Origin of the sequence: Mycetocola zhadangensis, from assembly GCF_003668565.1 — a bacterium.
Lineage (GTDB): Bacteria > Actinomycetota > Actinomycetes > Actinomycetales > Microbacteriaceae > Mycetocola_A > Mycetocola_A zhadangensis.
The window spans coordinates 877,880-892,963 of sequence record NZ_RCWJ01000001.1; the positions used below are offsets into that span (position 1 = coordinate 877,880).

Annotated in this window: 11 protein-coding genes; 7 read left to right on the top strand and 4 right to left on the bottom strand. The window is 62.7% G+C overall.

Annotation, left to right across the window (positions count from 1 at the left end; genetic code table 11):
• Window positions 1–60: 60 nt before the first annotated feature.
• Window positions 61–1,563 carry a leucyl aminopeptidase gene (locus D9V28_RS04240; protein WP_121658413.1) on the bottom strand — a complete coding sequence of 501 codons (1,503 nt, stop codon included), beginning with the start codon at window positions 1,561–1,563 and terminating at the stop codon, window positions 61–63.
• Between the two features lie 114 nt (window positions 1,564–1,677).
• Between D9V28_RS04240 and D9V28_RS04245 the strand changes: the two genes are divergently transcribed.
• From D9V28_RS04245 to D9V28_RS04265, 5 genes are all read left to right on the top strand, one after another.
• A complete protein-coding gene (locus tag D9V28_RS04245; protein WP_121658414.1) occupies window positions 1,678–2,625 on the top strand; it encodes a proteasome assembly chaperone family protein in 948 nt (315 codons plus the stop codon).
• Window positions 2,626–2,650: 25 nt separating this feature from the next.
• Window positions 2,651–3,967, top strand: a complete 1,317-nt coding sequence (locus D9V28_RS04250; RefSeq protein ID WP_121658415.1) for an MFS transporter — start codon at window positions 2,651–2,653, stop codon at window positions 3,965–3,967.
• Between the two features lie 230 nt (window positions 3,968–4,197).
• Complete coding sequence (locus D9V28_RS04255) at window positions 4,198–5,490, top strand: RNA polymerase sigma factor (RefSeq protein ID WP_121658416.1); 1,293 nt, start codon at window positions 4,198–4,200, stop codon at window positions 5,488–5,490.
• Complete coding sequence (locus tag D9V28_RS04260) at window positions 5,483–6,778, top strand: Mur ligase family protein (RefSeq protein WP_147440908.1); 1,296 nt, start codon at window positions 5,483–5,485, stop codon at window positions 6,776–6,778. The genes D9V28_RS04255 and D9V28_RS04260 overlap by 8 nt, the downstream gene beginning before the upstream one ends.
• On the top strand, window positions 6,775–7,509 hold the full coding sequence (locus tag D9V28_RS04265; protein ID WP_121658418.1) for a type 1 glutamine amidotransferase: 735 nt from the start codon (window positions 6,775–6,777) through the stop codon (window positions 7,507–7,509). Before D9V28_RS04260 ends, D9V28_RS04265 begins: the two co-directional genes overlap by 4 nt.
• Before the next feature lie 62 nt (window positions 7,510–7,571).
• Here D9V28_RS04265 and D9V28_RS04270 read toward each other — a convergent pair whose 3' ends face one another.
• A complete protein-coding gene (locus D9V28_RS04270) occupies window positions 7,572–7,817 on the bottom strand; it encodes a DUF7455 domain-containing protein (protein WP_121658419.1) in 246 nt (81 codons plus the stop codon).
• Window positions 7,818–8,006: 189 nt separating this feature from the next.
• Here D9V28_RS04270 and D9V28_RS04275 point away from each other — a divergent pair, with 189 nt between their 5' ends.
• Window positions 8,007–10,088, top strand: coding sequence for a DNA gyrase/topoisomerase IV subunit B (locus D9V28_RS04275; protein WP_121658420.1), 2,082 nt, complete (start codon window positions 8,007–8,009; stop codon window positions 10,086–10,088).
• A gap of 79 nt (window positions 10,089–10,167) precedes the next feature.
• On the opposite strand, the gene D9V28_RS04280 is transcribed toward D9V28_RS04275, so the two are convergent.
• Window positions 10,168–12,645, bottom strand: coding sequence for a DNA gyrase/topoisomerase IV subunit A (locus D9V28_RS04280; protein WP_121658421.1), 2,478 nt, complete (start codon window positions 12,643–12,645; stop codon window positions 10,168–10,170).
• A gap of 84 nt (window positions 12,646–12,729) precedes the next feature.
• Between D9V28_RS04280 and D9V28_RS04285 the strand changes: the two genes are divergently transcribed.
• Entirely contained in the window at window positions 12,730–13,869 is a 1,140-nt protein-coding gene (locus tag D9V28_RS04285) for an alkaline phosphatase family protein (protein WP_121658422.1), read from the top strand.
• 23 nt (window positions 13,870–13,892) lie between these two features.
• Here the strand turns inward: D9V28_RS04285 and sepH are convergent, their stop codons facing one another.
• A complete protein-coding gene (gene sepH / locus D9V28_RS04290) occupies window positions 13,893–14,948 on the bottom strand; it encodes a septation protein SepH (protein ID WP_121658423.1) in 1,056 nt (351 codons plus the stop codon).
• Between the last annotated feature and the right edge of the window lie 136 nt (window positions 14,949–15,084).

The following is a 15,084-nucleotide window of genomic DNA, read 5'->3' on the forward strand; positions in this document are numbered from 1 at the left end:
AGTCGCCTCCCTGGGTCGGGCCGGCAACGCTGTAGGCGTTTGACTGCCCATATGACCTTACTACGGGCGGGAAAAGTCTTCGGCCACCCGGAGCAGTGTTCGCACGGCCACTCCGGTCGGTCCCGTTCCGGTGAAGCCGTATGGCGATTCGCCGTTCGTTCCTGGGCCGGCGATGTCGAGGTGAGCCCACGGAATTGAGGGCGCGCCGTCGTCGTCGCTGACCTTGCCGACAAACTCGCGCAGGAACAGGCCGGCCACCAGCATGCCGCCGGCACGGTTTCCTACCTTGGCGTTGACCATGTCGGCTACGTCCGAACGCAGCAGGCTGCGAAGCTCCTCAGCGAACGGCATGGGCCACATGAATTCACCAGTTGCCTTCGCGGCGTCCAGCACGTGGCCAACGAGAGCTTCGTCTCCCATGACTCCGGTGTAGCGGTTGCCCAGCGCGACAACCTGGGCTCCGGTGAGCGTCGCGACGTCGATGATGGCGTCGGGCCGCTCGGCACTCGCAGCCACAAGTCCGTCTGCCATCACCAGGCGGCCTTCGGCATCCGTGTTCGTCACTTCAACAGTTGTTCCGTTGGCGATCCGCAATACGTCTCCCGGCCGGATGGCCGTTCCAGATGGCATGTTCTCCGCGATGCAGAGCCAGGCGGTGACACGAACGTTCAGCCCCAGTTCGGCCGCTGCTCGAACGACAGCGAGCACCGTTGCGGCGCCAGTCATGTCGTCCTTCATGCCGAGCATTGAGGCAGCCGGCTTGAGACTGAGTCCGCCGGTGTCGAAGGTGATGCCCTTTCCGACGAGGGCGATGTGGCGGGTCGCTCCAGCGGGGGAGTATGCGAGCTTGACGAGCCGCGGACCGCGGCTCGAGCCCTGCCCGACTCCAAGAATGCCGCCGAAGCCATCGCGGCGCAGCGACTCCTCATTCCACACGGTGACCTCCACAGGAAGATCACGAACGGATGCTTCGGCTGCGGCAGCGAGGGATTCAGGGTAGAGATCGTTAGCGGGCGTCGCGGCGAGATCCTTGAGTTCGGCGACCGCTGTGGCGACAACGCGTGCGCGGGAGACAGCAGCCTGAGCCTCATCGGACGTCGCAAGGGCCCCATCGGCGAGGACCGTGATGTTCGCCACCGGGGGCTTCTGGCTGTCAAGCGATGTGCTCTTGTAAGCCGTGAATGAGTAGGCGCCGAGGGCGGCACCCTCGAGCGCCGCTTCGAGTTCGGCAGCGTCTCTCACCGGCAGGGCCAGCGCGACGTGAACAGCTCCGGCGAGCTGGCGGATGGCAGAACCGGCAGCGATGCGAAGTGCGTCAGGCGTGACCTCAGAACCGATCCCGATGATGGCGATACTGTTCGCCGTCGAGTTGCCGGGAACGCGAATGAGCTGGTCGACGGCGCCGGTGGCTCCGATCGCCTTCAGCGAGTCGGCCAGCCAGTCGAATCCCGCCGGGGCAAGAAGCTCCGGCCCGTTCCCGTTGGCTGTCGCACCGAGAACGAGTACGTCGGTGGCGAAGTCGGAAGCGGGGGAAGAGGACACGGATAGATCAAAAACGGGCATTGCTTCATGGTAGACGTTGGGTGACTCCGAACAAGCAGGTGCTGTTCGCTCTCGGCACTTCCCGGACTCCGTGGCGATGGAGGTTCACCAACGGGCGCGGATTAGAGTGGACGCATGAGCGTTACCGGTGATTTGTTCGAGCTGACCCCAGCTGCGTCCACTGTGCCAGCCGGCCTGGACCTCGTGATTGCGCTCACCGGCTTCTCGGACGCAGGCGGGGCTGCCGGGCAGTTCAATGAGTATTCACGGCAGGCAGTCACGAGTGAACCGATCGCGGTTTTCGACAACGACTTGCTGCTGGATTACCGGGCGCGGCGCCCGATCATCTACTTCAACGAAGACAGGCTCACTGAGTACACGCCGCCGCTCCTTCAGCTGTCGCTCGCGCAGGATGACCTGCACCAGCCCTTCCTCATGCTCACCGGTTACGAGCCGGATTTCCTGTGGGAGCGGTTTGTTCGCGACGTCATCGGATTGATCGAGCGATTTGCGGTTGCCCGCACAACCTGGGTCCACGCCATTCCGATGCCGGTTCCTCACACCCGGCCGATCGGAGTGACCGTCAGCGGAACTCGCGATGACCTGATCGACGCGATGAGCGTCTGGCGACCGCACACCCAGGTGCCGTCGAACGTACTTCACCTGCTTGAGTACCGCCTCACCGAACTAGGGGCAGATGTTGCCGGCTTCGCACTGCTGATCCCGCACTACCTGGCTGACACCGAGTTCCCTTCCGCGGCACTCGCCACAATCGACAGCATCAGTGCTGCCACCGGTCTGATTCTGCCGACCGACGAGCTCCGCGAAGAAGGCCGGGATTTCGTGTCGAGGATCGACGAGCAGGTTCAGGGCAATGAGGAGCTTCGTCGTCTGGTCGGAACGCTCGAGCAACGCTATGACGCCTACATGGAAAACAACGCGCTGAAGTCGCCGCTGATGGACTCTGACGGAGTACTCCCGAGCGCGGATGAGATCGCAGCGGAGCTCGAGAAGTTCCTCGCGGGACGCAAGGGTCCCGACGAGGGCTCTGGCGGCTCGATGGGGCCTGGCGCACGCTCCTGACCAGACTCCGTCCTATGCTGAGAGCGTGAACTCCCGCAAATCCTGGTTCGTCTTCTGGGTGGGGGTAATTGCGTACATCGCCGCGGTCATGCAGCGGTCGACCCTGGGCGTTGCCGGAGTGTCGGCGGTTGACAGGTTCGACGCCTCGGCGTCAGCACTCAGCGCGCTTGCCGTCGTTCAACTCATCGTCTATGCGGCACTCCAGGTGCCCATCGGTGTGCTCATCGACCGACTTGGCCCGCGCGTCCTCATTCTCAGCGGTCTGACTTTCATGGTGGCGGGCCAGCTCGTTTTGGCGTTCGCCCCAACCATCGGTGTCGCGGTCATCGGCCGTGTTCTGGTCGGCGCTGGTGACGCAGCGATCTTTGTCTCCGTCATGCGTTTGGTGACGTCCTGGTTCTCCGGGCGCACAGTTCCGCAGTTGTCGCAGTGGATGGGCAACCTCGGCCAAGCAGGCCAGATTCTGTCTGCTATCCCTTTCGCCTGGGTCCTGCACCAATCCGGGTGGACAAGCGCGTTTGTGGCTGCGGCGTCCTTTGTCGCTCTCGCCCTTGTGCTGTCTGTTGCGGTGATTCGTGATCGTCCGTCGACATCGACAGAGCAGCCGCGCGTCGGGACACTGCGGGAGGCGATGCGAGAACTCCGCGCGAGTTTTGCCCGCCCAGGAACCCAGCTCGGCTTCTGGGCACACTATTCGACCCAGTCGTCCGGCACGGTCTTCTCTCTGCTCTGGGGATATCCGTTCATGGTCTACGCCATGGGACTCGATGAGAGACTGGCCGCGTCGATGCTGCTCGTTGTTGTGGCGTCCGGCGTCATCATCGGTCCAATCCTCGGTCTTCTCTCGGCCCGATACCCGTACCGGAGAAGCAACCTCGTTCTCGGCATCGTATTTGCCATCGCACTGGCGTGGGCAGTGTTCCTCGCCTGGCCCGGTGTCCCGCCTCTGTGGTTGCTGGTCCTGCTTCTCGTCGTTCTGGGTGCCGGAGGCCCCGGCTCGCTGATCGGATTCGACTTCGCTCGAACGTTCAATCCGGTGCGTGTGCTCGGCGCCGCCAATGGCGTCGTGAACGTTGGCGGATTCCTCGCGAGCTTCATCATGATGTACCTCATCGGGCTCATCCTCGACCTGCAGGCGGCGCCTGGAGCCAGCTCGACCGAGCTCTACAGCATCTCGTCGTTCAAGGTAGCTTTCCTCGTGCAATACCTCGTTATTGGGTTCGGGATCGTCATGCTCATCGGTGCCCGTAGGCGCACGCGGCGCAGAATCGTGCTCGATGAGGGAATTGAAGTGGGCCCCTTGTGGGTTGCAGCTATCGAGAAGATCCGCCGCCGCCGTTGACATGCCGCCACGTCGACTTAATCCGGCCGAACCCGAAGGTGGCGGGGTAGTGGACGAAAACGTGACATAATGCTAATAAGGACCCGTTCAGGTTCCCGTGGCGTGCTCGTTGTGAAACGTGCAGCGAACTGCCCGGACTTGACATGGGTCCTCGTAATGTCCGAAAACAAAATCTGGGCCCACGAGCGGGTTCTGGCGACTTCCCAGCTCGGGGACTGAAAGGTGCTCTTATGGCCACCAAGGCCGCACAAACTTCGGCAGAAGAAGAACAGACAACTGCGACAACAGCAGCCGTGAAGGCTCCCGCCGCAAAGAAGATGACCGCAGCAGCGAAAGCGAAGGCCGACAAGGCAGCAGCAGCCGCAGCGGCAGGCGCCGTCGACGCGCCTGCCAAGGCCGCTCCCGCGAAGCGTGGAGCGAAGAAGAAGGTAGCCGACGACGTGGAAGAGGCTGCCGCGGCTCCTGACGTCGCCGATGACGACCACGACGACGAAGAAGATTCGAAGACCCGCACGATTGCCACCGAGGCTCTCCCGCAGGGTGCCCTCGTGCTCTCCGCGACGGACGACGAGGACGAAGTTCCCGTCTATTCCTCCGCGATCACCGGCGCCACGGCAGACCCGGTCAAGGACTACCTCAAGCAGATCGGAAAGGTCGCGCTCCTCAACGCGGCTGAAGAGGTCGAGCTCGCCATGCGTATCGAAGCTGGCTTGTTCGCAGAGGACAAACTGTCTCAGATGGATGACGCCGCGAAGCGTACCCAGCTCGGTCGCGAACTAACCTGGGTTGCGAAGGACGGCGCCCGGGCCAAGAGCCACCTGCTCGGTGCAAACCTTCGACTCGTCGTCTCGCTCGCCAAGCGGTACACCGGTCGCGGAATGCAGTTCTTGGACCTGATCCAGGAGGGCAACCTGGGCCTGATCCGTGCCGTCGAGAAGTTCGACTACACCAAGGGCTTCAAGTTCTCGACCTACGCCACCTGGTGGATCCGTCAGGCGATCACTCGCGCCATGGCCGACCAGGCGCGCACCATTCGAATCCCAGTGCACATGGTGGAGGTCATCAACAAGCTCGCCCGCGTCCAGCGGCAGATGCTGCAGGACCTCGGTCGCGAGCCGACGCCTGAGGAACTCAGCCGCGAGCTCGACATGACTCCCGAAAAGGTCATCGAGGTGCAGAAGTACGGCCGCGAGCCGATTTCACTTCACACCCCGCTCGGTGAAGATGGAGACAGCGAGTTCGGTGACCTCATCGAGGACACCGAAGCCGTCGTTCCCGCTGACGCTGTTGGGTTCACCATGCTGCAGAAGCAGCTCGAGAGCCTGCTCGATTCCTTGAGCGAGCGTGAAGCCGGAGTCATCCGCATGCGCTTCGGCCTCGGTGACGGCATGCCCAAGACCCTCGATCAGATCGGCGACACCTTCGGTGTTACGCGTGAGCGCATCCGCCAGATCGAATCGAAGACCATGGCCAAGCTGCGTCACCCGTCACGGTCGCAGTCGCTTCGGGACTACCTTGAGTAAACCGACCGGCCTGCACTACGTCCTTCCCATCCTCGCCGGCCGCGTGACGCGCTTCGTCACGCGGTTGCGAGGTGGCGGAAGCGCCATGCCCGGGGTTGTGGTGCAGAAACTCGCACCACACATCATGAGGGATGTCGCCTCACAGCTTCCGTATGGCGTCGTCTTCGTCCTCGGGTCAAACGGCAAGTCGACGACGACCAACCTGCTTTCAGCAGTCATGCGTGAGCACGGGCTTCGGGTCTTCACTAACCCGTCCGGCGCGAATATGCCGCAGGGCATCGCCTCGGCGATCCTCGCCGAAACCAGTCTGACCGGACGCATGAATGCCGATATCGCGATCCTCGAGATCGACGAGGGCTACGGTGCTGCCATTGCCCGTCAGCTGAAGCCAGCGTCAGCTGTCATTCTCAACCTGCTCGTCGATCAGATCTACCGCTTCGGTGAGCCCGACAAGGTCGCTCAGATGTTCCGCGGTATCGCCGCGGAAATCACGTCGTCGATCGTTCTCAACCGTGACGATAATTTCCTGGGCAAGCTCGGCAGCGAGCTCGAGGCCGAGGGTCGGCTGAACGTCGAGTATTTCGGTGCAACGGCCGAGGTGCAGGCTGCGGCCCCGCATGGCCAGGTGTCAGCTCGAGACTTCACCGACGCGCAAACCGTGAACTTCCGCACAGCGGTTGCCGAAGTTGTTCGCGCTGACGGGTACGACGCCCAAATATCCTGGGCTGGCGACGTGTACGACATTCGGATGCCGTCTCGAGGACTGCACTACGCCGTCGACATCGCGGCAGCTTTCACCCTCGCTGCGCGGAACCTCGGTGACAAGTTCGACATCACCCGGGCAATCACGGCAGTGCAGACCACGAAGACCGTGTACGGTCGCGGTGAGATCCTGCAGGTGAACGGCGTTGAGGTTGAAATTCTCATGCTGAAGAACCTCGCGAGTCTGCAACTCAACCTCGACTACCTCGAGGGAACGCCGGAATCCGTGCTGTTCGCCTATGACGAGTCGAGTAAGGACCCGTCGTGGCTGTACGCAGCCGACTTGAGCAAACTCGACCACGTGAACGTCATCTCCGGACCGAAGGGCGCCTTCGTAGCGCTTCGCCTCGCGTACGAGGGCAAGGACTTCGGAGTCATCGAGCCAGACATCACGAAGGCTGTGCAACGGATGCTTGATGGCCCACGGCCGACAAGCGGACGCCACACCTTCTTCCTCGACTATGACCAGATGATGGCGACGCGCCGATACCTGGGCTACAAAGACCTGGAAGCGGGTGCAGCATGACGATCTCTGTCCTGGAACTTTACCCAGCGCATCTCTCGCTGAACGGAGACGTTGGAAACCGTACGGCGCTCGTTCGACGCATGCGGCTGGCTGGGCTTGACGTGTCTGAGCACGCGTACCACCCGGGTGACGAGCTGCCAGCTGCTCCGGACATCGTGACGATCGGAACAGGAACATCGAGCGCGCAACGGTCGCTCGCCTCGGACATCGCGCGCATTGCTCCGCTGCTGACTGAGTGGTCTGAGGCCGGCGTGGTGATCTTCGCCGCTGGAGCGGGCTTCCACCTGCTGAGTGCCTCCGTCCGGTTCGGCTCCGACGAAGTGATCCCCGGCGCGGGGGTTTTCGCCGGGTCCGTCGACGCATCGAGGCCGCGCATCATTACCGAAGCGTTCGCCGTCGAAAGCGACCTCGGCCTGCTCATCGGCACCGAAAACCACACGTCAGTCTTTGTCGGGCGCCCTGACCAGAAACCACTGGGGCGGGTGCGCCACGGCGTCGGGAACGGCGACGGCACTGATGGCGCCGTCACGGGGAACAGTTTTGGTACGCATCTGCACGGCCCGGCGCTCGTGCTGAACCCGAGGCTGGCTGATGACCTCATCACTCGTGCAACATCACGGGCAGGCGTCGATTACGTTCCCAACGCTGAACATACGTCCCTCGACAAGACTGTCGACCTCGCACGCTCGATTCTGCTGGCCAAAGTGCCCGCCACCGCGCAGAAGTCATAGAGTAACCGCACTAAAAAACGCCGCCCGGGTCCCGGGCGGCGTTTTTTGCGGACTGAAGCTGCTTAGGCCCGCTGGTCTTCGAGGAGCCTGGCCGACTCGTCGTGCCAGCTGTGCGCGATCGCGCTCAACTTTTCCTGGTATTTCTTGCCGTGGTGTGCGCAGAACAGCAGTTCCCCGCTCTTCACTACCACGCGGATGTACGCCTGTGCACCGCAGCTGTCGCAGCGGTCTGCCGCGGTCAGCTGTGGCTCGAGCGTGTCGACGGCACCGGTCTCTTCTCGGACGGTACCGTTTTCTCCCTGTGACATGAGCTCCTCCTGACCTCGCGTTTTCACAAAAATGCTGTGTTACCCAATGAAACCACGTGAACCCGGGAATCGTCCCGACGGCCGGAGTATTTCGCTGTGCGCGTAGATCATTGCGTCATTCAGCCCGGAAGCCCGCCGGGGTCCCGTGTCTTTGGCGGAAAGCGGCGGTGCCGTCTATAGGCTTGACAGGTGAGTTCCGACTATTCCGCCCGCCACCTTTCCGTTCTTGAAGGCCTCGAAGCCGTTCGCAAACGGCCCGGCATGTACATCGGGTCCACTGACTCCCGCGGCCTCATGCACTGCCTGTGGGAAATCATCGACAACTCCGTCGATGAGGCCCTTGGGGGACACGGCGATCACATCGATGTGGTTCTGCACCCAGACGGAAGCGTCGAAGTACGAGACCGTGCCCGTGGCATCCCCGTCGATATTGAACCGAAGACGGGCCTCAGCGGGGTCGAGGTCGTTTTCACGAAGCTTCACGCGGGCGGCAAGTTCGGTTCTGGTTCGTACGCGGCGTCTGGTGGACTGCACGGCGTCGGCGCGTCAGTCGTGAACGCATTGAGCGAGCGGCTCGATGTCGAGGTCGACCGCGACGGTAAGACCTGGGCCATGTCGTTCCACCGCGGTGAGCCGGGGATATTCGACGACAAAGGCAAGGAAGCGAGCCCGGATGCCCCGTTTGCGCCTTTCGAGTTCGGCAGCGAACTGCGCGTGGTCGGCAAGGTCAAGAAGGGCGTCACCGGGTCGCGTGTGCGGTACTGGGCTGACCGGCAGATCTTCACCCAGGGGGCTGCGTTCCAAATGGACGACCTCGTGGGCCGTGCGCGGCAAACGGCGTTCCTCATCCCGGGCCTTGCCCTGACTATCGACGACAGGCGGTCGCCGGAAGGCACGTCGCACCTGTTCCAGTACGAGGGCGGCATTTCGGAGTTCGTTGAACACCTCGCCACCGACACCCCTGTGACAGACGTCTGGCGGTTGCAGGGCTCCGGAACCTTCAAGGAGACGGTGCCGGTCCTCAGCGAGACCGGCGCCATGGTGCCGACCGAACTGGAGCGCACCTGCGAGGTGGACATCGCTCTTCGCTGGGGCACAGGCTACGACACCGTATCCAAAAGCTTCGTGAACATCATCGCGACACCGAAGGGTGGCTCACACCAGCTTGGTTTCGACCAGGGCCTGCTCAAAGTGCTTCGCGCCCAGGTTGAGGCGAACGCTCGCAGGCTCAAAGTCGGAAACGACAAGCTCGAGAAAGACGACGTACTTGCTGGGCTCACCGCGGTGTTGACTGTTCGACTGCCCGAGCCGCAGTTTGAGGGGCAGACGAAGGAGATCCTCGGCACACCCGCGGCACGCAACATCGTTGCGGCCGTTGTCACGAAAGCGTTGAAGGAACGTTTCGCGTCGTCGAAGCGGGACGACAAGGCGCAAACGGCACTCGTCCTCGACAAGATCGTGTCCGAAATGAAGTCCCGAATCTCAGCGAGGGCGCACAAGGAAACACAGAGACGCAAGAACGCCCTGGAGAGCTCGACGCTTCCGGCGAAGCTTGTCGATTGCCGGTCCAGTGACGTCGCGAACAGCGAACTGCTCATTGTTGAGGGTGACTCTGCGCTCGGGACCGCGAAAAACGCGCGCGACAGCGAATACCAGGCCCTTCTGCCGATTCGTGGCAAGATTCTCAACGTCCAGAAGGCATCCGTTTCTGACATGTTGTCCAACAGCGAGTGCGCCTCGATCATCCAGGTCATCGGTGCTGGGTCGGGGCGCAGTTTCGACCTCTCTGCTGCGCGGTACGGCAAAGTCATCATCATGAGCGATGCTGATGTCGACGGCGCACACATCCGGACCCTTCTCCTCACCCTGTTCTTCCGCTACATGCGGCCGATGATTACTGAGGGGCGTGTCTTCGCGGCCGTCCCACCGCTGCACCGGGTGATCGTGATCAACCCGGGGTCCAAGCCGAACGACACCATTTATACGTACTCCGAGCAGGAACTTCACGCGGTGCTTGCCAATCTCAAGAAGACGAACAAGCGATACCTGGAGCCGATTCAGCGTTATAAGGGTCTCGGCGAGATGGACGCGGATCAACTCGCGACGACGACCATGGATCGGCGCCACCGAACCCTGCGTCGCGTGCAGGTGCCGGACGCCGAACAGGCGGCGCATGTTTTCGAACTGCTGATGGGCAACGATGTTGCTCCACGCAAGGAGTTCATCATCGATAGCTCAGACCGGCTCAACCGGGACCGCATCGACGCCTAACGGCTGTGAACGTCAGGCGGAACGAGAAAGGCGGCGGATAACTCCGCCGCCTTTTCTTGTGCGTGACCCGCGCCAACCATCAGACCGAAATTTCGCCTCCGAAGAACCCGATCACGCTATCGATAGCTGTGCCAGACGCATCACGCTTCGCCGGGATCTCCGGCAGAGTGCGCGCTGATCCGTCCGGACCAATCGCCATGGCGGGGGAGGCGCCGACCCAGGCGAGTGCAAGCATGTCTTCGCCCTTGAGGAACGTGTGAGTGCGAACTCCGCCAGTGGCGCGACCCTTGGCCGGGTACTCCGAGAATGGCGAAATCTTTACTCGACCAGGGTCGGTACCCGGGATGGTCGCGGAGCTCACCGAAACGGTCGCGACCGAGATCTCTGCGTCCGGAGCGACCGCGCCAAAGAAGATGATGTGGCTATCCGCTGGCAGGTTCATTCCGGCCATACCGCCTGCGGGACGTCCCTGCGGTCGAACGGCAGACGCTGGGAAGTGAAGGAGTTGGGCTGCTGAGCTGACAAAAACCAGCTCGACGGACTCTGGGGCCTGGACAGCGCCAATCACCTCGTCCTTGGGCTTGAGTCCAATCACCTCGAAGTCGGGCTTGTTCGGCCAGTCGCCGGGGGTGACGCGTTTGACCACTCCGTGCCGTGTTCCGAGGGCGATCGCGTCGGTGCTCTCAAGAGAAACCAGGGCAAGCACTCGTTCGGCCTTGTTGGGCAGCGCGAGGTAGTCGCCGATCTTGACTCCGGCGCCCATCTGCAGCGAATTGGTCGGGACAACTGGAAGATCGACCGGGCTGAACCTGACAAGCCGTCCGAGAGATGTCACCGCTCCGATCTCCGAGCGCGACGTGGTGTCGAGCGTCGACAGAATCGCATCGTGCTTGGTTCGTCTGCGGACGCGTCCGTTCGACGTCGTTTCCTCACCGTCAGGCCGCTCGGCCGTGTCTATGCGAAGCGCACGTCCGGTCGCGGACAGGTAGACCCTGCAGGGGACGTCAGCGACTTCGAGCTGGGCAGATTGCCGTTTCGCCGATGCACTTGCGATGCTCGGACGCGCCTCGGTGAGCAGCGTGCGACGCGGGGTGCCGAACCGCTCAGCCACCTCAGCCAACTCAACGGACACCTGCTTACGGATGAGCGCTTCGCTCGCCAGCAACGTCTCGAGTTCGGCGATCTCAGCCTTGAGTTTGTCGCGTTCGGTCTCAAGCTCGATGCGGGAGAAACGTGTCAGGCGGCGCAGACGCAGCTCGAGGATGTACTCGGCCTGCAACTGTGACAGGTCGAACACCTCGATGAGCCGAGTGCGAGCCTGATCGGTGTCGTTGCTCGCCCGGATTACCTGGATGACCTCGTCGATGTCGACGATGGCAATGAGCATTCCCTCGACGAGGTGCAGCCGTTCGCGGCGGCGTGCCAGCCGGTAGGCCGATCGCCTTGTGACGACCTCGATCCGGTGGTCGACGTACACCTGCAGAAGTTCGCGAAGCCCGAGAGTCTGTGGGCCGCCGCCAACAAGCGCGACATTGTTGATGCTGAAGCCGTCTTCGAGCGGGGTGTACCGATACAACTGTTCAAGAACGGCTTCGGGGCTGAACCCGGTCTTGATACCGACGACGAGTCGCAGCCCGTGTGTGCGGTCCGTGAGGTCCGTGACATCCGAAATACCACTGAGCTTTTTGTTGGTGACGCCGTCCTTGATCTTCTCAATGACGCGTTCCGGCCCGACAAGGTAGGGGAGCTCCGTGAAGATCAGTCCTGTCTTGCGTGCGGACAGGCTCTCGACGGAGACCTTCGCCCGGGTCTTGAAGCTGCCTCGGCCTGTTGCGTATGCGTCCTTGATGCCGGCAAGTCCGACGATGGTGCCGCCGGTGGGCAGGTCAGGGCCCGGCACATACTCCATGAGTTCGTCGAGTGTCGCGTCGGGGTGGGCGAGGAGGTGACGGGCGGCGCCAATGACCTCGACGAGGTTGTGCGGGGCCATATTCGTGGCCATGCCGACTGCGATTCCGCTTGCGCCGTTGACAAGGAGGTTCGGAAATGCGGCGGGGAGAACGTCGGGTTGGGTGAGCTGGTTGTCGTAGTTGGGGATGAAGTCGACGACGTCTTCGTCGAGCCCGTCCGTCATAGCAAGGGCCGCAGCGTCGAGTCGCGCCTCGGTGTACCTCGCCGCGGCCGGACCGTCGTCAAGCGAACCGAAGTTGCCGTGGCCATCGATGAGGGGAACTCGCATCGTGAACGACTGGGCGAGGCGAACGAGCGCATCATAGATCGCGCTGTCGCCATGCGGGTGCAGCTTGCCCATGACCTCGCCGGTGACGCGGGCGCTTTTCACGTGGCCGCGTTCCGGGCGGAGACCCATCTCGGTCATCATGTACAGGATGCGACGCTGCACCGGTTTGAGACCGTCTCGCGCGTCGGGGAGGGCTCGGGAGTAGATCACCGAATAGGCATACTCGAGGAACGAGCCCTGCATTTCGGTGGAGACGTCGACGTCCTGGATGCGCTCGGTGAATGCTTCTGGAGCTGCTGGGGTTTTCTTCGGGGTCATTCGGCGTTTCTCAGGCAGGAGGGAAAGATGGCGGGTGCCGTCGGGCGATCGGCCGCATGGCGACTCTGTGCCAGAATTGGCCCGATGGCCACAATGCTACCCACCGACAAAGCCGGCGCCCGCAGCCTTGCCGATGTTCTCCCGGATTCGGTCGCGGCTTTGCACGGAAAATCGAACGATTTGTCCCTGCCGCCCGCGGAATCCGTCGTCGTCGTTGTTGTCGATGGATTGGGCAGGACGCAGCTGCAGGCTCGAGCCGGACACGCCCGGTTCCTGACGGCGACAAAGAGCGACTCACTTGTGAGCGTCTTCCCGTCCACAACCGCTGCCGCACTGGCCACGTTCGCCACTGGAACGCTTCCTGGCCGCCACGGGCTGGTCGGTTATCGCGCGCTCGACGCCGAGAACGACAGGGTCGTCAACCAGCTCAGCGGCTGGGATGAGTTGATGGTTCCCGAAACCTGGCAGCGCGAGCGCACGGTGTTCGAGACCGCCGGCGACGATGGGATTGCCTCGTTCGCGATCGGGCAGGCGAAGTACGCCAGTTCCGGCTTTACTCGTGCCATCCTGCGCGGGGCCAGATACGTGCCAGCCAATAGCCTGGCCGACCGCCGCGCCGCTGCTGTCCGGATCGCGCGGGAACACCCCGGGTCGCTGACGTATCTCTACATCCCAGAGCTCGACAAGGCGTCCCACCAGTACGGCTGGGAATCCGACCAGTGGCTCAACGCACTGGAATCGGTCGACGCCGAGTTGCACAAGCTCAGCTTGGAACTGCCGGTCAGAACCGGTCTCCTGGTCACAGCCGACCACGGCTCAATCGACGTTCCCGGCTCTGGACACATACTGTTCGACACAGCCCCCGAACTAATCCAGGGTGTGCGCCACGTCGGCGGAGAGCCTCGCTGCCTTCACCTGTATCTCGAAGCCGGAGCAACCGCAGCCGACCGCGAGGCAGTCGCCTCCGTCTGGAATGACAGCGAGGGAGACCGCGCCTGGGTGGCTACGAGAGAAGACGTCATCGCCTCAGGGTTGCTTGGCGACGTTGCGCCCGACGTTGTTCCCCGCATCGGTGACGTCATGGTCGCGGCGCGGAAGCGAGTTGTCTACTACGACTCGAGGCCGGCAGACCAGTCGGCGCGCAGGATGATCGGCCAGCACGGTTCGCTCACACACGACGAACGCTCGATTCCCCTGATCAGGCTCGGAGCCTTCCGCCGCTGAGCTGGGACGTTCGCCGGGCCGGATCAGTCCTCGTCTGTTCGCGCCCCGAAGACGATCTCGTCCCATGACGGCATAGCAGTGCGTCCGCGCTTGCTGCTTCCGCGGGTGGATGTCACAGGCGCTTCGGCTGGCGAAGAAACCGGAGCGTCCTCAGGCGCCTTCGGCTCAGGAACTGGCGCGTCGACGAGACGCGGTGCTTTCGCTGTTTCCATGTGCGTCTGGTCGACCGGCGCTGATTCCCGCTCGCCCCTGCGCTTGCGCAGGGCCTCGAGCAGGTCGGCGGTCTGGTTGGACTGGTTCGACGATCCGGTATCTTCGGCTCGATTGATCGCAGCAGCTGCTGCAGCCTTCGAGGATGCCTGTGGCCGCCCGATCGCCGAGATGTCGATCGTCGGAGACAGGTCGAAGCTGTCATCAGAGTTATCGCGGAAGTTGAATGCACCGCTGTCGAACCGACTGTCGTCCGGGCGTGCGTCGTCACGCTCGACGGCGCGGAGCCGAGGGATCAGGCCCTGCTGGGGGAGTTCACCCTGCTTGGACAGGGTCACTGCCTCACCGTTCAACGGAGCGAGCGCCTGCTTCTTCGGTTCGAAGCTCCAGCGGGCGTCGTGGTCGATGTCGTTCGCCGTGAACGAAAGCTTGACCACCCAGCCACCCGTCGCCTCTTTCCAGCTCGTCCACCGTTCTTCGGAGGCACCAAGTGATTCGAGCCTCGCGCGAATCGCTGAACCGAAGCTGTCGTCATCATCGTCACGCGTCGGGTCGACGGTAGTCAGCACGTGGACGCTCAGTGCGGCGCCAACAATGTGCTCGCGCTCGGCAAGCACAGGTCCCTCGAAGCGCTGAACGTACTCGAGGTCGGCGCCGGTGATGTCTGCAACTTCCTCTGCCGACAGTCCGGACCGGATGTGCGCCTGAACTTCGCGCGGGCTCGGCTTTGGCCCGTGTGACGGTTCCTTGCGGCTCCGGCGCACATGGGATTGCAAAACCTCGTCGATAACGAGACGAAAACGCTCGCCGCTCTCTGTTGCGGCAATGAGTGCGCCGTCCTCGACGCCAATGACCTTCAAATCGTGCATGATCAACTGCCTCTCAGGCTGTGATTTGTTATCCAAATGGTGTCACGGGATATGCCGTTTCCTTGGGAATAACGTGGGCGTGCCGCAGGTTCCACACCGTGTCGCTTCTCGTAGAGATAACCCGGTTTGCTATTCG

What these genes read in the sequence shown, in the direction of transcription:
- D9V28_RS04240 (WP_121658413.1), bottom strand. Translation starts at nt 1,563, where the DNA reads ATGCCCGTTTTTGATCTATCCGTGTCCTCTTCCCCCGCTTCCGACTTC.
- D9V28_RS04285 (WP_121658422.1), top strand. Translation starts at nt 12,730, where the DNA reads ATGGCCACAATGCTACCCACCGACAAAGCCGGCGCCCGCAGCCTTGCC.
- D9V28_RS04255 (WP_121658416.1), top strand. Translation starts at nt 4,198, where the DNA reads ATGGCCACCAAGGCCGCACAAACTTCGGCAGAAGAAGAACAGACAACT.
- sepH (WP_121658423.1), bottom strand. Translation starts at nt 14,948, where the DNA reads ATGCACGATTTGAAGGTCATTGGCGTCGAGGACGGCGCACTCATTGCC.
- D9V28_RS04270 (WP_121658419.1), bottom strand. Translation starts at nt 7,817, where the DNA reads ATGTCACAGGGAGAAAACGGTACCGTCCGAGAAGAGACCGGTGCCGTC.
- D9V28_RS04280 (WP_121658421.1), bottom strand. Translation starts at nt 12,645, where the DNA reads ATGACCCCGAAGAAAACCCCAGCAGCTCCAGAAGCATTCACCGAGCGC.
- D9V28_RS04265 (WP_121658418.1), top strand. Translation starts at nt 6,775, where the DNA reads ATGACGATCTCTGTCCTGGAACTTTACCCAGCGCATCTCTCGCTGAAC.
- D9V28_RS04245 (WP_121658414.1), top strand. Translation starts at nt 1,678, where the DNA reads ATGAGCGTTACCGGTGATTTGTTCGAGCTGACCCCAGCTGCGTCCACT.